The organism is Streptomyces sp. NPDC001868 (genome assembly GCF_040297125.1).
GTDB lineage: Bacteria > Actinomycetota > Actinomycetes > Streptomycetales > Streptomycetaceae > Streptomyces.
Genome location: NZ_JBEOYO010000062.1, coordinates 35,636 through 51,979, shown reverse-complemented (window position 1 = coordinate 51,979; position 16,344 = coordinate 35,636). Strand labels below are relative to the sequence as shown.

The window sequence follows — 16,344 nt, the reverse complement described above, 5'->3', positions numbered from 1 at the left end:
GCGCAGTTCCCCGCGCCCCTGAAAAGCAGGGGCCTGAAGCTTTTAGGGGCGCGGGGAACTGCGCGGCCAGCCCCCACGCACCCGCACTCGAAGAACTACCGGTTCGTCGCCGCGACCCACCGCTCAAGGGCCCGCCGCGCCGCCCCCGAGTCGATCGAGTCCGCCGCCTTCGCCATCCCGTCCCGCAGCTGCTCCGCCAGCGAGGCGGACGTCGGCTCCAAGGCCACCAGCGCCGCAGCCGAGTTCAGCAGCACCGCATCCCGCACCGGCCCCGTCTCCCCGCCGAGCAACCGCCGCGCGACATCCGCGTTGTAGGAGGCGTCGGCCCCCCGCAGCGCCTCCACCGGCACCAGCTCCAGGCCCACATCGCGCGGATCGAAGGCTTCCTCGGTCACCTTGCCGTCCCGCACGACCCACACCCGGGACGTCGCCGTCGTCGTCAGCTCGTCGAGGCCGTCGTCGCCCCGGAACACCAGCGACGAGTTGCCGCGCTCGGCGAAGACACCGGCCATGATGGGCGCCATCCGGGGGTCGGCGACCCCGACCGCCTGGGCGCGCACCTTCGCCGGGTTGGCCAGCGGCCCGAGCGCGTTGAAGACGGTCCGGATGCCCAACTGCCCCCGCGCGGCGGCCACATGACGCAGCGCCGGATGGAACTTCACCGCGAAGCAGAAGGTGATCCCGGCCTCCTCGGCGACCTCGGCCACCCGCCTGGGCGTCAGCTCCAGATTGACGCCCAGCTTCTCCAGTACGTCGGACGCCCCGGACGCCGACGACGCGGCCCGGTTGCCGTGCTTGACGACCTTCGCGCCCGTACCGGCGACGACGATCGACGACATCGTGGAGATGTTGACCGTCTTGGCGCCGTCCCCGCCCGTACCGACGATGTCGACGGTCTTCCCGGCCACCTCGATCACATTGGCGTGCTCGTAGAGCGCCTCGACGAGACCGGTGATCTCGTCGACGGTCTCGCCCTTGGCCCGCAGCGCCACCACGAACCCGGCGATCTGCGCGTCCGTCGCCTCACCGCGCATGATCTGGTCCATCGCCCAGAACGTGGCGCCGGCGTCCTGGTCGTGCCCGGACAGCAGCGCGTTCAGCACGGCGGGCCAGGAACGGCCCGCCGCGGTGTCGCCTCCAGCGGGGGTCACAGCGCTCATAGCCGCTCCTGGGTGTCGTAGCCGCGAGCAGGGAATGCCGCGCGGACCGGAAACCGAATCATGCGTTCCCACCCTATCCAGGTCGGAGCACGGCGAAGGGCCCCCGTCCGAAGATCGGACGGGGGCCCTTCGACCGTGGTGTGGCGAAGCGAAGCGATCAGTGGTGGCCGTGGCCGCTGGTGATCTCCTTGTACTCCTCGACGGTGGGCTTGGCGATCTGGCTGTCCTCGCCGTAGTAGCCCTTGCTCAGCTTGGCGCGGAGCTTCGTGAGGCGCGTGACCTTGCGGGCGACACCGTTCTCGTCGACCGCGGCACCGATCTCGGCCGGCGCGTACTGCTCGTGCGCCGTGAGGGTGTGCAGCTGCTCCTGGCTGAGCGGCTCGTGGACCTCGATGAACTCACCGTGCGGCAGACGCTTGATGATGCCGGTCTCGCGACCGTGCAGGATCTTGTCCCTGTCCCGGCGCTGCAGGCCGAGGCAGATGCGCTTGGTGACGATGAACGCGAGGACCGGGGCCACGAAGAACGCGATCCGGACGAACCAGGTGATCGAGTTGATCGACAGGTGGAAGTGGGTCGCCCAGAGGTCGTTTCCACCACCGATCAGCAGCACCATGTACCAGGTGATCCACGCGACGCCGAAGGCCGTACGGGTCGGGGCGTTGCGCGGGCGGTCCAGGATGTGGTGCTCGCGCTTGTCGCCGGTGACCCAGGACTCGATGAACGGGTAGACCGCGATCGCGACCAGGACCAGCGGGAAGATCACCAGCGGGATGAACACGCCCAGGACGAGCGTGTGGCCCCAGAAGTTGACCTCCCAGCCCGGCATGACACGGATCAGACCCTCGGAGAAGCCCATGTACCAGTCGGGCTGGGCGCCGGTGGAGACCTGGTCGGGCCGGTAGGGGCCCATGGTCCAGATCGGGTTGATCGTGGCGATCGCCGAGATGACCGCGATGACACCGAAGACCAGGAAGAAGAAGCCGCCCGCCTTCGCCATGTACACCGGGAGCAGTGGCATTCCGACGACGTTGTTGTTCGTCTTGCCGGGGCCCGCGAACTGCGTGTGCTTGTGGTAGAAGACCAGGATCAGGTGCGCCACCAGCAGGCCGAGCATGATGCCCGGCAGCAGCAGGATGTGGACCGAGTAGAAGCGGGCCACGAAGTCGCCGCCCGGGAACTCCCCGCCGAAGAGGAAGAACGACAGGTACGTGCCGACGATCGGCACGGACAGGACCGCGCCCTCCATGAAGCGGACACCGGTGCCGGAGAGCAGGTCGTCCGGGAGCGAGTAACCGGTGAAGCCGGTGAACATGCCGAGGACGAACAGCAGGAAGCCGAACAGCCAGTTGACCTCACGGGGCTTGCGGAACGCGCCCGTGAAGAACACCCGCATCATGTGCACGAACATGCCGGCGAGGAAGACCAGCGCCGCCCAGTGGTGGATCTGCCGGATCAGCAGACCACCGCGCACCTCGAAGGAGATGTGCATGGTCGAGTTGAACGCCTCGGACATCAGCTGTCCCTGCAGCGGGACGTAGCTGCCGTGGTACTCCACCTCGTTCATCGACGGGTGGAAGAACAGCGTCAGGTACACACCCGTGAGGATGATGATGATGAAGCTGTACAGGCAGATCTCACCCAGCATGAACGACCAGTGGTCGGGGAAGATCTTGCGCATGTTGGCCTTGGCCAGGGAGTAGATCCCGAGCCGGCCGTCGGCCCAGTCGGCGACGCGCTCGCCGGCCGGTGCCTTGTCGCGCTTGTCGCGCGCGCCGGTGGTGGTGGGCGTAGTACTCATCCGCGCTCCCAGAAGGCAGGACCGACGGGCTCTTCGAAGTCGCCGACCGCTTGGAGGTAGCCGTCTTCACCGACGGTGATCCTCAGCTGCGGAAGAGCGTGACCCGCGGGGCCGAAGATGACCCGGCCGCCGTCGGCGAGGTCGAAGGTGGACTGGTGGCAGGGGCAGAGCACGTGGTGCGTCTGCTGCTCGTACAGGGAGATCGGGCAGCCCACGTGGGTGCAGATCTTCGAGAACGCCACGATGCCCTCGTGGGACCACTCCAGCTCGCGCTTGTCCTTGATGTCGTCCGGCTGGATCCGGACGATCATCAGGGCGTCCTTGGCGATGTTCTTCTGGAAGTCGTGGTCGTGCTCGCTCAGGCCGTCCGGCATGGCGAAGGTCAGCGACCCGACCGCGACGTCCGAGGGACGCAGCGGCTCGTTGGTGTTCATGTTGACGAGCTTCTTGCCCTTGGCCCAGGTGGTGTGGCGCAGCTTGGTGCCGGGCGCGGGGCCGAGGCCGCCGAGCAGGAAGACACCGGAGAGCGGGAACAGGGCCAGCGCGCCGAACATCGTGGTGCGGATCAGCTTGCGACGGCCGATCACCGACTCCTCGGCGCCGGCCTTGAAGTCGGCCAGGACCTTGGCCTTGACCTCGGGCGCGGCCTCGATCGGGTGACGCTCGTCGGCGACCTCGACGTCCGACATCAGCGTGCGGGCCCAGTGGACCGCGCCGGCGCCGATGCAGAACAGCGACAGGCCCAGCGTCATACCCAGCGCGAAGTTCAGCGCGCTGATGTGACCGATCGGCCAGATGTAGACCGCCTTGTCGACGTCGATCACCAGGTACGAGGCGATGAAGGCGACGGTGGCCAGCATCGACACCGTGAACAGCAGGGCGACCGTGCGCTCGGACCGCTTCGCGGCCCGCTCGTCGATGTCCTGGACACGGTGCTCGTGGGGCGGGAGGCCGGGGTCCGCGAAGGGGTTCTTCTCGTCCGCGACCTTCACCGCACCGTGGGCGTCTTCCTGCTCGGTGGGCAGGTTCTCTTCTGGAATCTCTTGGCTACTCATGACTTCTTGGCCTTTGCGGTCCGAGCGGCGACCCACACGGCGACGGCGATCAGCGTGCCGAGCCCGAACACCCAGCCGAAGAGGCCTTCGCTGACCGGGCCGAGTCCGCCGAGGCTGAGGCCACCGGGCTCCACGGTGTCGTCGCTGTTGACCGCGTCGAGGTACGCGATGATGTCCTTCTTGTTCTCCTCCGACAGCGTGGTGTCGGGGAAGGACGGCATGTTCTGCGGGCCGGTCTGCATGGCCTCGTAGATGTGCTTCGGGTCGACACCCTCAAGGCTCGGCGCGTACTTGCCCTCGGACAGCGCACCGCCCTTGCCGGTGAAGTTGTGGCACTGAGCGCAGTTCGTCCGGAACAGCTCGCCGCCCTCGGCGATGTCCGCGCCCTCGGGGTTGTACTCGTTCTCGGTCGGGATCTCCGGGCCGGCGCCCAGCGAGGCGATGTACGCCGCGAGCTGGTCGATCTCGGCCTGCGAGTAGATGACCTTCTTCTTCGGGACCTGCGCGCCCGGCTGCTGGGCCGGCATACGGCCGGTGCCGACCTGGAAGTCGACGGCTGCCGCGCCCACACCCGTCAGAGGCGGACCGTCGGTGGTGCCCTGACCGCCGGTGCCGTGGCAGCTGGCGCAGCCTACGGCGTAGAGCTTCTTGCCCTCCTCGATGGTGAGGGTCTGGGCGGTTTCATCGGCCTGCGCCTTTTCCGCGGGCGCGAAAGCGGTGTACAGCCCCCCGGTGGCCGCCAGCGCGATGAGTAGGACGACGAGCGCCGCCAGCGGATGGCGTCGTCGTGCGGAGAGCTTTTTCACGGATTACCCCGGTGTCAGGATCTTCTGCGTCGGTGCTTCTGGAAGGGTGGTTCTCGGTGCGAGGCAGGCGTACGTCCGCCCTGCTCGGCCGCCCGATCTACTTGATCATGTAGATCGTGGCGAAGAGGCCGATCCAGACGACATCGACGAAGTGCCAGTAGTAGGACACGACGATGGCCGCGGTCGCCTGCTCGTGGGTGAACCTCTTGGCCGCGTAGGTGCGTCCGAGGACCAGCAGGAAGGCGATGAGACCGCCTGTCACGTGCAGGCCGTGGAAGCCGGTGGTCAGATAGAACACCGAGCCGTACGGGTCCGACGAGAGCGAGAGGCCCTCGTGCTTGACCAGCTCGGTGTACTCGAAGACCTGGCCGCCGATGAAGATCGCACCCATCACGAACGTGACGATGAACCACATCCGGAGCTTCTTCACGTCCCCGCGCTCGGCGGCGAACACGCCGAGCTGGCAGGTGAGGGAGGAGAGCACCAGGATGGTGGTGTTGGTCGCCGAGAACGGGAAGTTCAGGGTGTCGGCCTTCTCCGACCAGAACTCGGGGCCGGTCACCGATCGCAGGGTGAAGTACATCGCGAAGAGGGCCGCGAAGAACATCAGCTCGGAACTCAACCAGATGATGGTTCCGACGCTGGTGAGGTTCGGCCGGTTGACCGACGGGTGCGCGTGCCCGGTTTCTACTGTCGTTGCTGTCGCCACGACCGACATTATGTCGGTCGCTTATCCCGCCCTCACTCCGGGGGGTGCCGTTCGGAGTGTTGCTCCCTTCCGTACCGGTGCTGACGTGGGGTTCGGAGGAGTAGCATCCGCGCATCGGGCCTGTCCTTAAGACGCTGACGTCACGGAGGAACAATGCAGCCGACCGCCACGGTGCTGGTCTACAGCGACGACTCCAACACCCGCGAACAAGTTCGGTTGGCGACGGGGCGCCGTCCGGCACCGGATGTTCCTCAGGTGGAGTTCCTGGAGTGCGCCACTCCGGCCGCCGTCATCAAGGAGTTGGACAAGGGCGGGATCGATGTCTGTGTCCTCGACGGCGAGGCCGTGCCCATGGGGGGCATGGGGGTGTGCCGCCAGATCAAGGACGAGATCTTCGAGTGCCCGCCGGTGCTGGTGCTGATCGGGCGGCCGCAGGACGCGTGGCTTGCGACATGGAGCCGGGCGGACGCGGCGGTGACCCTGCCGGTGGAGCCGGTGGAGTTCGCGGCGGCCCTGGCTTCCCTGCTCCGTAGCAAGCGGGCGCTGAGCGCCTAGACCGACTCCGGCCTCAGGCGAGCCTGTACCTGGGGCCCCGGTACTTCCTCGGTGCCGCCGACCAGGGCGCTGCCCTCGCGCCAGTTCTTCCAGTCGAGGTTCCAGTCGCCGTAGCCGTTGCCGAAGGGGGCCATGGTGTCGCCGCCCGAGTTGACGACCTGGACGATGTCGCCCTCGTTGATGGTGTCGTAGAACCACTGGGCGTTGCCGGTGCTCATGCCGGTGCAGCCGTGGCTGACGTTGGCGTATCCCTGGGAGCCGGTGGACCAGGGGGCGGCGTGGACGTACTCGCCGCTGTTGGTGACCCTGACGGAGTGGTGGACGGTCAGGTCGTAGAAGTCGGACGCGCCTATGCTGGCGCTGGTCATACGAACGGTGCCTTCCTTGGCCAGCACCACCTTGACCCCGTTGCGGGTGTCGTAGCCGGGCCTGCCGGTGGTGACCGGTATCTGCTTGACGACCTCGTCGTTCTTGTAGACGGTCATCTGGTGCGAGGCGGCGTCCGTGACGGCGACTATCTTGGCGCCGGTCGTCAGCTCGATGGGCTCGGCCTTCCCGCCCCAGAGCCGGTCGCCTATCTTCAGGCCCTCCAGGTTGCTGTGCACGCGGATGGTGGCGTCGGCGGGCCAGTAGTCCTTGGGGCGGTAGTGGAGCTTCTTGTCGTCCACCCAGTGCCAGGCGCCTTCCGCGGCGGGGGTGGAGTCCACCTTGAGGGCCCGCTCGACGACGGCGCGGGAGGCCTTGTCCTTGACCGGCCGGCTCAGTTCGGCGGTGACGGGCTGCCCGACGCCGTATCTGCCCTCCTCGGGGCCGAAGGTGACGTCGAGGCGCTTCTTGGTGAGGGGGCGGCCGGTGTCGAAGGCGAGGGTCTCGCGGCCGGGGGCGCCGTCCTCGTCCTCGGTGCTCACCCGGACCGTGTAGCGGGCGTTGGCGGCGAGCGGTGAGGTGGAGTGCCAGCTGGTGCCGTCGGCGGAGAGTTCGCCCGCCACGAACCGTCCTGCGGCGTCCACGGCGGTGACGTCGGTGATGCGTCCGTCGTCCTCGGCGGTGACTTCCAGCGGCTTGTCGGGGTCGGCCTTCTCGCCGTCCCCGCTCGGGGTGTTGAAGGAGACGTGGTCGGCCGCGTCGTAGGGCGTTCCCGAGAGCGGGTGGCCACCGGAACCGCAGGCGGCGACGCCCGCTCCCAGGGAGACCACCAGCAGGGTGCTGCCGACGACCGTGCGGTTACGGGGTGAGTTGCTCATGGGTTCAACCTAGGAACGCGCGTGGGGCGCGGCGCGCCGGGTGAGCCGACCGGGCTACGTACGGTGTGGCGAAAGGGGGAAGCCCGGACCTCCTGTCGGAGTGTCCGGGCTTCCGTGCGCGCTGTGCGTGCTATCGGCGCGTGCTACTGGTTCTGGTTCTCGCCGCGGTAGTACTCGAAGACCCAGCCCCACAGACCGATCAGCAGGATCGGGGCGGAGAAGTACAGCAGCCACCAGCCGAAGACGACGCCCATGAAGGCGAGCGCGCCGCCCACGCCCAGGGCGAGGGGCTGCCAGCTGTGCGGGCTGAAGAAGCCCAGCTCACCGGCGTCGTCCGCGACGTCGGCCTCCTTGTCGTCCTGTGCGCCCACGTCGACCCGCCGGGCCGTGAAGGCCAGGTAGTAGCCGACCATGATGCACAGGCCGAAGGCCAGGAAGAGCGCGGTGGTACCGGCCGGCTCCTTCGACCAGACGCCGTAGACGATCGCCATGGCGAGGACGAAGACGCTCAGCCAGATGAACATCTTGCCTTGGACCTTCACTTGCCGGCCTCCTTGCCGCTGGTCGCGAGCTCGTTGGCCGCCGGGCCGCCGTGCGCGAGCTGTTCGAGCGCGGCGATCTCCGGGTGGTGCAGGTCGAACGCCGGGGATTCACTGCGGATCCGCGGCAGGGTGAGGAAGTTGTGCCGCGGCGGCGGGCAGGAGGTCGCCCACTCCAGCGAACGGCCGTAGCCCCACGGGTCGTCGACCTCGACCTTCTTGCCGTACTTCGCCGTCTTCCACACGTTGTAGAGGAACGGGAGGATCGACAGGCCGAGCACGAACGAGGCGATCGTGGAGATCGTGTTCAGGGCGGTGAAGCCGTCGGCCGCGAGATAGTCCGCGTACCGGCGCGGCATGCCCTCCGCGCCCAGCCAGTGCTGGACGAGGAACGTGCCGTGGAAGCCGATGAACAGCGTCCAGAAGGTGATCTTGCCGAGGCGCTCGTCGAGCATCTTGCCCGTCATCTTCGGCCACCAGAAGTGGAAGCCGGAGAACATCGCGAAGACGACGGTGCCGAACACCACGTAGTGGAAGTGCGCCACCACGAAGTACGAGTCAGAGACGTGGAAGTCCATCGGGGGCGAGGCCAGGATGACACCGGTCAGACCACCGAAGGTGAAGGTGATCAGGAAGCCCGTGGCCCAGAGCATCGGTGTCTCGAAGGACAGCGAGCCCTTCCACATCGTTCCGATCCAGTTGAAGAACTTCACGCCGGTCGGTACGGCGATGAGGAACGTCATGAAGGAGAAGAACGGTAGGAGCACGCCTCCGGTGACGTACATGTGGTGCGCCCACACCGTCACGGAGAGACCGGCGATCGCGATGGTCGCGCCGATCAGGCCCATGTAGCCGAACATCGGCTTGCGGGAGAAGACCGGGATGACCTCGGAGATGATGCCGAAGAACGGCAGGGCGATGATGTACACCTCTGGATGGCCGAAGAACCAGAAGAGGTGTTGCCAGAGCAGCGCGCCGCCGTTGGACGCGTCGAAGACATGGGCGCCGAACTTGCGGTCCGCCTCCAGGGCGAACAGCGCGGCCGCGAGGACCGGGAAGGCCAGCAGGACCAGGACACCGGTCAGCAGCACGTTCCACACGAAGATCGGCATGCGGAACATGGTCATGCCGGGTGCGCGCATGCAGATGATCGTGGTGATGAAGTTGACCGAGCCGAGGATCGTGCCGAAGCCGGAGAAGGCCAGACCCATGATCCACATGTCGGCGCCGATGCCCGGGCTGCGGACCGCGTCCGACAGCGGGCTGTAGGCGAACCAGCCGAAGTCGGCCGCGCCCTGCGGGGTGAGGAAGCCACCGACCGCGATGAGCGAACCGAAGAGGTACAGCCAGTACGCGAACATGTTCAGCCGCGGGAACGCCACGTCGGGCGCGCCGATCTGCAGCGGCATGATCCAGTTGGCGAATCCGGCGAACAGCGGCGTCGCGAACATCAGCAGCATGATCGTGCCGTGCATCGTGAACGCCTGGTTGAACTGCTCGTTCGACATGATCTGCGTACCCGGGCGGGCGAGCTCGGCGCGCATGAAGAGCGCCATGACGCCGCCGATGCAGAAGAACGCGAACGACGTGACCAGGTACAGCGTGCCGATCGTCTTGTGGTCGGTGGTGGTCAGCCACTTCACCACGACGCTACCGGGCTGCTTGCGCCGTACCGGCAGCTCGTCTTCGTACGAGCCTTCGGCGGCGGCAGCACCCTGAGGTTCGTTGATGATGCTCACAGCTGGTTCACCTCCCGGTCCTTCTCGTGCTGCGTCTGCTCGATGCCCGCCGGGACGTAACCCGTCTGACCCTTCTCGGCCAGCTCCTTGAGGTGCTGCTCGTACCGCTCCTGGGAGACGACCTTCACGTTGAAGAGCATCCGGGAGTGGTCGACGCCGCACAGCTCGGCGCACTTGCCGAGGAAGGTGCCCTCCTGGTTGGGCGTCACCTGGAACACGTTGGTGTGGCCCGGGATGACGTCCTGCTTCATCAGGAACGGCACCACCCAGAAGGAGTGGATGACGTCACGCGAGGTGAGGACGAAGCGGACCGTCTTGCCTTCCGGCAGCCAGAGGGTCGGGCCGGGGTTGCCGGTCTGCGGGTTCTTGTCACCGGGGGTGCCGCAGGTGTACACGCCGCCCGCGTTGTCCGGGAACTGCTTCTTCCACTTGGTCGGAATCGCGTCCAGGTTCTCGTCGGTCTTCGCGTCACCGGTCGAGCCGTCGACGTTCTCGATGTAGTTGAAGCACCAGCTCCACTGGAAGCCGACCACGTTGACCGTGAGGTCGGGCTTCTTCGACGTGTCGAGCAGCTTCGACTCGTCGCGGGCGGTGAAGTAGAAGAGCACCGAGACGATGATCAGCGGGACGACCGTGTACAGCGCCTCGATGGGCATGTTGTACCGGGTCTGTGGGGGAACTTCGACCTTGGTGCGGCTGCGCCGGTGGAAGAAAGCACTCCACAGGATCAGGCCCCACACCAGCACGCCCGTGGCGAGCGCGGCCGCCCACGACCCCTGCCACAGGGAGAGGATCCGCGGAGCCTCTTCCGTGGTCGGGGTGGGCATACCCAGGCGGGGGAAGTCCTCCCATGTGCAACCGGTGGCCGTCGCCAGGACCAGGCCTGCGGTCATTGCCTGCAGCAGCTTCCGCCGCATCGGGCGCCGCGGCGAGCGGTCGGAGCCGTTGGGACTCACGTAGCGCCTTCCCGAGAGTCTCGCCCGCGCGGTATGGCTGCGGCCTTCTCGCTGGTCGGTCGCCGCCCTGCGTCGGGCAGGGGTTTGGATGTTTATGCGGACCAAACCCTACTGGACGCGATTTGGGGTCGCGCGGGGAGGGGGGCCCAACTCGCCGGGGGTCACTTCTGGTGGCTGTTCGGGGTGCCGGGTGCGCCTAATAGCTCGGGAGTTCGGGTGGTTTGGCGGGTGCGCGCTGTTTGTGGTTTCTCGCGCAGTTCCCCGCGCCCCTTCGGGGCACCCCTGCTTATAGCGTGGAGGTGTGGCGTACTTCGACTCTGCATCCTCCGCTCCCCTTCATCCCGTTGCCCGGCAGGCGCTGGTGGCTTCGCTGGACGAAGGGTGGGCCGATCCAGCGCGGTTGTATCGGGAGGGGCGGCGGGCCCGGTTGTTGCTGGACGCGGCGCGGGAGGCCGCCGCCGAGGCCGTGGGGTGCCGTCCGGACGAGCTGGTCTTCACCTCGTCGGGGACGCGGGCCGTGCACTCCGGGGTCGCGGGGGTGCTGGCCGGGCGGCGGCGGGTGGGGCGTCACCTGATCGTGTCGGCGGTCGAACACTCTTCGGTGCTGCATGCTGCGGACGCGTACGAGGCCGACGGGGGGACGGTGACCCGGGTGGCGGTGGCCCGTACGGGATCGGTGGCGGCCTCCTCGTACGCCGAGGCCCTGCGGGAGGACACCGCGCTCGCGTGTCTGCAGTCGGCCAACCACGAGGTGGGCACCGAACAGCCGGTGGCCGAGGTGGCGGAGGTGTGCCGGGCGGCCGGGGTGCCGTTGCTGGTGGACGCGGCGCAGTCGCTCGGGTGGGGGCGGGTGGACGGGGACTGGTCGGTGTTGACCGCCAGTGCCCATAAATGGGGTGGTCCGTCCGGGGTCGGACTGCTCGCCGTGCGCAAGGGGGTGCGGTTCGCGGCGCAAGGGCCCGCCGACGAGCGGGAGTCGGGGCGGGCCGCCGGGTTCGAGAACATCCCGGCGATCGTGGCGGCCGCCGCCTCGCTGCGGGCCGTACGGGCTGAGGCCGACGCCGAGGCGGTACGGCTGCGGGAGTTGACGGAGCGGATCCGGGCGCGGGTGCCGTCGCTGGTGCCCGATGTGGAGGTGGTGGGCGACCCGGAGCGCCGGCTGCCCGGGGTGGTCACCTTCTCCTGTCTCTATGTCGACGGGGAGACATTGCTGCACGAGCTGGACCGCGAGGGCTTCTCCGTCTCCTCGGGATCGTCGTGCACGAGCAGCACCCTGACGCCGAGCCATGTCCTGAGGGCCATGGGGGTGCTCAGCGAGGGGAACGTGCGGGTGTCCCTGCCGATGGGGGCGGCGGAGGAGGACGTCGAGCGGTTCCTGTCGGTGCTGCCGGGGGCGGTCGCGGCGGTCCGGGAGAAGCTGGGGGCGCCGATCCCCGCCACCGTCGTGCGCGAGGACGTCCTCGTCGTCGACGCCCTCGGCAAGCGCTGCCCGATCCCCGTCATCGAGCTGGCCAAGGTCATCGGCGACGTCCCGCTCGGCGGCACGGTCCGCGTCCTCTCCGACGACGAGGCCGCCCGCCTGGACATCCCGGCGTGGTGCGAGATGCGGGGCCAGGAGTACGTGGGCGAGGAGCCGGCGGAGCGGGGTTCGGCGTACGTGGTGCGCAGGGTGAGCTAGCGGGCGACCCGCGCCCCTGAAGCCGAGGCCGAAGGCCTCTCCTCAGGGGCGCGGGGAACCGCGCGACCAGCCACATCCGACCCGCGACCGACAACGCACCGCTCCCGGCAACCCATTGGTCGCGCGGCCCGCCTCAGCTCAGGTGCTTCTTCACCTCTGCCGCCGCCTCGTCCCCGTACGCCTTCTCGAACCGGTCCATGAAGTTCGCCCGCCGCAGCCGGTACTCCTGCGTGCCCACCGTCTCGATGACCAGCGTCGCGAGCATGCAGCCGACCTGCGCCGCCCGCTCCAGCGAGACACCCCAGACCAGCCCCGAGAGGAACCCCGCGCGGAACGCGTCGCCGACGCCCGTGGGCTCGACTTTCCGCTCCTCCTCCGGACAGCCGACCTCGATCGGGTCGTGACCGGCGCGCTCGATGCGTACGCCCTGCGCGCCGAGGGTGGTGACCCGGTGGCCGACCCGCCCGAGGATCTCCTCGTCGGACCAGCCGGTCTTGGACTCGATGAGGCCCTTCTCGTACTCGTTGGAGAAGAGGTAGGTCGCGCCGTCCAGCAGTATCCGGATCTCGTCCCCGTCCATACGGGCGATCTGCTGGGAGAAGTCCGCGCCGAACGGGATGCCCCGCGAGCGGCACTCCTCCGTGTGGCGGAGCATCCCCTCCGGGTCGTCCGCGCCGATGAGGACGAGGTCGAGGCCGCCGACGCGGTCGGCGACGGTCTTCAGCTCGATGAGGCGTGCCTCGCTCATCGCGCCGGTGTAGAAGGAGCCGATCTGGTTGTGGTCGGCGTCCGTGGTGCACACGAAGCGGGCCGTGTGCAGCGTCTCGGAGATACGCACGTGGGTGGTGTCCACCCCGTGCCGGTCGAGCCAGTCGCGGTACTCGTGGAAGTCGGAGCCCGCCGCGCCGACCAGGATCGGGCGGGTGCCGAGCTGTCCCATGCCGAACGCGATGTTCGCGCCGACACCGCCCCGGCGTACGTCGAGCTGGTCGACGAGGAAGGAGAGGGAGACCGTGTGCAGTTGGTCCGCGACGAGTTGGTCGGCGAAGCGGCCCGGGAAGGTCATCAGATGGTCGGTGGCGATGGAGCCGGAGACTGCGATACGCACGGCGAGGACACGCTCCTGCGAAGGGAAGAGGGGAATGACAGTTCACGCTATCTGGTCGCCCACGTGCTCTGAAGCAGGCAAAACTACCCGATAGTAGGTCTTTCTTCGCGGGCTTCGTGGTGCGTACGGTGCGGTTATGACGAACCCCAAGATCCACGGCACCGTTCCGTTCGACCCGGACGGCGGCCTGGCGGCGTTGCGCGGCGAGGCCGGCCGGATGGCTCCGCACTGGGCGGCCCCCGCGAAGGTCAGTACGGCTCCGGTGTCCCCTTCGCTCATTCACGGGGTGACGGTGCCCGCGACGTCCGCGCGGCTGGTGGACGCGATGCCGGAGTACGGCGACTGAGGGAACCGTCGGCTCCTCCGCCGCGTCCCATCGCTGTCCCCCGTATAGGGGATGCGGTGTACGACCTGCCGAAGGAGCGATGCGGTGAACCCCGAGCGACCCGACAACCCCGAGAACCCGGACGAGGGCCCCGAGCCCGACGCCACCGAGGAGATCAGGGCTGCCGGGGATGACGTCACCGAGGCCGACTCGGCCGGTACCACGGACACGGCCGACAGCCCCGACTCGGCCGGTACCACGGACACGGCCGACAGCCCCGACTCGGCCGGTACCACGGGCGCGGCCGATACGACCGACGAGGTCGAGACGACGGGCGCGGTCGAGCAGGCCGACGAGGTCAAGCGGGCCGGCGCGGTGGAGTCGGCTCACGCCGAAGAGTCGGGCGAGGCCGCATCGGCCGGCAAGGTCGATTCGGCCGGTGAGGTCGCCGAACCCGCGTCGGCGGAGCGTGACGCGCACGATCCGGTCGTGGGCACGGACGGTGAGGTCGGCGAGGCCGGGCGCCCGCGTCGGCGGCGTTCCCGGGTGGCCGTGGCCTCCGTCGCCGCCGCGGTGCTGCTGGTCGGGGGCGGTGGGGCCTTCCTCGCCTCCAACGCCTCCCGCGGGGGCGACGGTGGCGGTTCCGCCGCGCCCGGCGGTGACGGCACTCCCCCGCCGCTCGCGCTCGACGGCTACACCGACGGCGGCGGTTCGAACGGCATCGCGCCCGGTGAACCCGCCCCCGGCGGGGTGACCTATCGCGCGGACGGCGAGCTGCCCGACGGCCCCGCCTCCGCCCCCGTCCACCCGGTCGAGGGCGTAGTGACGGCCGCAGACGTGGCGCGGCTCGCGAAGGCCCTCGGGGTGGCGGGCAAGCCGGTGGCCGAGAGCGAGGCCTGGCAGGTGGGGGCGGCCGGGGACGGTTCGGGCCCGGTGCTCCGGGTGAACCGGCAGGCGCCCGGGACCTGGACGTTCAACCGGTACACGCCGGGCACCGACAACTGCCAGAAGGTGAACGTCTGCGCGTCCGGCACGGCCGAGGGCGGCGACCCGGTGAGCGAGGCGGCGGCGAAGAAGGCGGCGGCGCCCGTCCTCAAGGCCGTCGGCCAGGACGACGCCAAGCTCGACGCCACCCAGCTCATGGGCGCCGTACGGGTGGTGAACGCCGACCCCGAGGTCGGCGGGCTGCCCACGTACGGCTGGTCGACCGGTGTCCAGATCGGCGCCGACGGCCAGGTGGTCGGCGGCAGCGGCAATCTGAAGCAGCCGGTGAAGAGCGATACGTATCCCGTGGTGGACGCCGAACGGGCGCTGGAGCTGCTGAACAAGTCCGGTCAGGGTGTCGGCGCCGAGCGCGGCGGCATCGGCGGCTGCACGGGTCCCGTACCGCTGGAGGGCGAGACCGGGGCGGTCGGTGAGAGTGGGACGGTCTCGGCGGACGAGACGCCGTGCGAGCGGGCGGACGCGTCGCTGAAGCCGGAGGCGGTCGCCGTCGTGGACGCGGTGTTCGGGCTCGCCTCGCACTCGGTGGACGGACGGCCGGCGCTGGTGCCGTCCTGGATGTTCGAGGTGCGGCCGGCGGGGGCCGAGGACACCTACACGGTGACGCATCCGGCGATCGACCCGGAGTTCCTGGCCGCTCCCGGGCCCCGCTCGGAGCCGACCGGGACGCCCAGCGAGCCGGGTGACACACCGTCCACCGGTCCGTCCTCGCGGGATGTGCGGATCCAGGGCTACGAGGTCGACGGCGACAAATTGACCGTGACCTTCTGGGGCGGGGTGTGCAGCGACTACTCGGCCTCGGTGGTCGAGGGGTCGAAGAAGGTGACGGTCACCGTGACCGACACCCCGTGGGAGGGCAAGTTCTGCGTCCTGATCGCCAAGGCGGTGGAGCGGACGGTGCAGCTGGACGGGCCGCTCGGTGACCGGGAGGTGGTCGGGTCGGACGGCGAGGCGATCCCGAAGGGCGGGAGCGCGGAGCTGAAGCCCCGGTAGCCGGCGGCACGGCGAGCGAACAGACGAAGGCGGCGTCCCCGTCGGAGGGGGACGCCGCCTTCGTCGTACCTCTGTGTCGCCCGTACGCGGACGACCTGGGCGTGGGGACTCAGCTGAAGGAGTCGCCGCAGGCGCAGGAGCCCGTCGCGTTGGGGTTGTCGATGGTGAAGCCCTGCTTCTCGATGGTGTCGACGAAGTCGATGGTCGCGCCGCCCAGGTACGGGGCGCTCATGCGGTCGGTGATGACCTTCACGCCGTCGAAGTCCTTCACGACATCGCCGTCGAGCGAGCGCTCGTCGAAGAAGAGCTGGTAGCGCAGGCCGGAGCAGCCGCCGGGCTGAACGGCGACGCGCAGCGCCAGGTCGTCACGGCCTTCCTGGTCGAGCAGGGCCTTGACCTTGGCCGCGGCGGCGTCGGTCACGATGATGCCGTCGGTGACGGTGCCGGTCTCGTCCGATACGGACATCTACATCTCTCCCGGGTTGTACGGAGACTGCTTGCCGACGATTGCAACCGCCGGAGTCCCGGATTCATTCCGGGCCGCGCGGAATTCGTGCGCGTCTCTCTTCATGCTCGCACATGGCCGGTGGAACCCGGCCCAAGTCGCCGCCGGGATTCATGTCACATCGACGCTATGGGCATCGTCAACGTGACGTGAAGCGGTTATGATAGAT

At 68.8% G+C, this 16,344-nt stretch carries 15 protein-coding genes; 4 read left to right on the top strand and 11 right to left on the bottom strand.

Features of this window, described 5'->3' with window-relative positions; all coding sequences use genetic code 11:
• Positions 1 to 95: 95 nt before the first annotated feature.
• From trpD to ctaE, 5 genes are all read right to left on the bottom strand, one after another.
• On the bottom strand, positions 96 to 1,160 hold the full coding sequence (gene trpD, locus ABT147_RS40490) for an anthranilate phosphoribosyltransferase (RefSeq protein WP_351416040.1): 1,065 nt from the start codon (positions 1,158 to 1,160) through the stop codon (positions 96 to 98).
• Between the two features lie 157 nt (positions 1,161 to 1,317).
• On the bottom strand, positions 1,318 to 2,961 hold the full coding sequence (gene qcrB, locus ABT147_RS40485; protein WP_351416038.1) for a cytochrome bc1 complex cytochrome b subunit: 1,644 nt from the start codon (positions 2,959 to 2,961) through the stop codon (positions 1,318 to 1,320).
• Entirely contained in the window at positions 2,958 to 4,016 is a 1,059-nt protein-coding gene (gene qcrA, locus ABT147_RS40480) for a cytochrome bc1 complex Rieske iron-sulfur subunit (RefSeq protein ID WP_351416036.1), read from the bottom strand. The genes qcrB and qcrA overlap by 4 nt, the downstream gene beginning before the upstream one ends.
• Positions 4,013 to 4,822 (bottom strand): cytochrome bc1 complex diheme cytochrome c subunit, encoded by an 810-nt coding sequence (gene qcrC, locus ABT147_RS40475; RefSeq protein ID WP_351416034.1) that lies wholly within the window; start codon positions 4,820 to 4,822, stop codon positions 4,013 to 4,015. Before qcrC ends, qcrA begins: the two co-directional genes overlap by 4 nt.
• Before the next feature lie 97 nt (positions 4,823 to 4,919).
• Positions 4,920 to 5,540: an aa3-type cytochrome oxidase subunit III gene (gene ctaE / locus ABT147_RS40470; protein ID WP_033528179.1), complete on the bottom strand. Its 621-nt coding sequence runs from the start codon at positions 5,538 to 5,540 to the stop codon at positions 4,920 to 4,922.
• 144 nt (positions 5,541 to 5,684) lie between these two features.
• Between ctaE and ABT147_RS40465 the strand changes: the two genes are divergently transcribed.
• Positions 5,685 to 6,086 carry a response regulator gene (locus ABT147_RS40465; RefSeq protein ID WP_351416032.1) on the top strand — a complete coding sequence of 134 codons (402 nt, stop codon included), beginning with the start codon at positions 5,685 to 5,687 and terminating at the stop codon, positions 6,084 to 6,086.
• On the opposite strand, the gene ABT147_RS40460 is transcribed toward ABT147_RS40465, so the two are convergent.
• The 4 genes from ABT147_RS40460 to ctaC all read right to left on the bottom strand — a co-directional run bounded on the left by ABT147_RS40460 (position 6,083) and on the right by ctaC (position 10,564).
• Entirely contained in the window at positions 6,083 to 7,330 is a 1,248-nt protein-coding gene (locus ABT147_RS40460; protein ID WP_351416030.1) for a L,D-transpeptidase, read from the bottom strand. The two genes, ABT147_RS40465 and ABT147_RS40460, sit on opposite strands and share 4 nt — an antisense overlap.
• Positions 7,331 to 7,473: 143 nt before the next feature.
• On the bottom strand, positions 7,474 to 7,872 hold the full coding sequence (locus ABT147_RS40455; protein WP_326583380.1) for a cytochrome c oxidase subunit 4: 399 nt from the start codon (positions 7,870 to 7,872) through the stop codon (positions 7,474 to 7,476).
• On the bottom strand, positions 7,869 to 9,608 hold the full coding sequence (gene ctaD / locus ABT147_RS40450; RefSeq protein ID WP_351416028.1) for an aa3-type cytochrome oxidase subunit I: 1,740 nt from the start codon (positions 9,606 to 9,608) through the stop codon (positions 7,869 to 7,871). Before ctaD ends, ABT147_RS40455 begins: the two co-directional genes overlap by 4 nt.
• On the bottom strand, positions 9,605 to 10,564 hold the full coding sequence (ctaC, locus tag ABT147_RS40445; RefSeq protein WP_351416026.1) for an aa3-type cytochrome oxidase subunit II: 960 nt from the start codon (positions 10,562 to 10,564) through the stop codon (positions 9,605 to 9,607). Before ctaC ends, ctaD begins: the two co-directional genes overlap by 4 nt.
• A gap of 301 nt (positions 10,565 to 10,865) precedes the next feature.
• On the opposite strand from ctaC, the gene ABT147_RS40440 reads away from it, so the two are divergent.
• The gene (locus tag ABT147_RS40440; protein ID WP_351416024.1) at positions 10,866 to 12,242 is read left to right on the top strand and encodes a cysteine desulfurase/sulfurtransferase TusA family protein; all 1,377 of its coding nucleotides are present in this window, start codon (positions 10,866 to 10,868) and stop codon (positions 12,240 to 12,242) included.
• A gap of 133 nt (positions 12,243 to 12,375) precedes the next feature.
• Here the strand turns inward: ABT147_RS40440 and ABT147_RS40435 are convergent, their stop codons facing one another.
• Complete coding sequence (locus ABT147_RS40435) at positions 12,376 to 13,350, bottom strand: carbohydrate kinase family protein (protein WP_351416022.1); 975 nt, start codon at positions 13,348 to 13,350, stop codon at positions 12,376 to 12,378.
• Between the two features lie 136 nt (positions 13,351 to 13,486).
• Here ABT147_RS40435 and ABT147_RS40430 point away from each other — a divergent pair, with 136 nt between their 5' ends.
• Together ABT147_RS40430 and ABT147_RS40425 are read left to right on the top strand one after the other, a co-directional pair.
• Positions 13,487 to 13,696: a hypothetical protein gene (locus ABT147_RS40430; protein ID WP_351416020.1), complete on the top strand. Its 210-nt coding sequence runs from the start codon at positions 13,487 to 13,489 to the stop codon at positions 13,694 to 13,696.
• Between the two features lie 84 nt (positions 13,697 to 13,780).
• The gene (locus ABT147_RS40425) at positions 13,781 to 15,670 is read left to right on the top strand and encodes a prolipoprotein diacylglyceryl transferase (protein WP_351416018.1); all 1,890 of its coding nucleotides are present in this window, start codon (positions 13,781 to 13,783) and stop codon (positions 15,668 to 15,670) included.
• A 109-nt stretch (positions 15,671 to 15,779) separates the two neighbouring features.
• Here ABT147_RS40425 and ABT147_RS40420 read toward each other — a convergent pair whose 3' ends face one another.
• The gene (locus ABT147_RS40420) at positions 15,780 to 16,136 is read right to left on the bottom strand and encodes a HesB/IscA family protein (protein WP_005478347.1); all 357 of its coding nucleotides are present in this window, start codon (positions 16,134 to 16,136) and stop codon (positions 15,780 to 15,782) included.
• Positions 16,137 to 16,344 lie beyond the last annotated feature (208 nt).

What these genes read in the sequence shown, in the direction of transcription:
- qcrB (WP_351416038.1), bottom strand. Translation starts at nt 2,961, where the DNA reads ATGAGTACTACGCCCACCACCACCGGCGCGCGCGACAAGCGCGACAAG.
- ABT147_RS40420 (WP_005478347.1), bottom strand. Translation starts at nt 16,136, where the DNA reads ATGTCCGTATCGGACGAGACCGGCACCGTCACCGACGGCATCATCGTG.
- ABT147_RS40460 (WP_351416030.1), bottom strand. Translation starts at nt 7,330, where the DNA reads ATGAGCAACTCACCCCGTAACCGCACGGTCGTCGGCAGCACCCTGCTG.
- qcrA (WP_351416036.1), bottom strand. Translation starts at nt 4,016, where the DNA reads ATGAGTAGCCAAGAGATTCCAGAAGAGAACCTGCCCACCGAGCAGGAA.
- trpD (WP_351416040.1), bottom strand. Translation starts at nt 1,160, where the DNA reads ATGAGCGCTGTGACCCCCGCTGGAGGCGACACCGCGGCGGGCCGTTCC.
- ABT147_RS40465 (WP_351416032.1), top strand. Translation starts at nt 5,685, where the DNA reads ATGCAGCCGACCGCCACGGTGCTGGTCTACAGCGACGACTCCAACACC.
- ctaE (WP_033528179.1), bottom strand. Translation starts at nt 5,540, where the DNA reads ATGTCGGTCGTGGCGACAGCAACGACAGTAGAAACCGGGCACGCGCAC.
- ABT147_RS40430 (WP_351416020.1), top strand. Translation starts at nt 13,487, where the DNA reads ATGACGAACCCCAAGATCCACGGCACCGTTCCGTTCGACCCGGACGGC.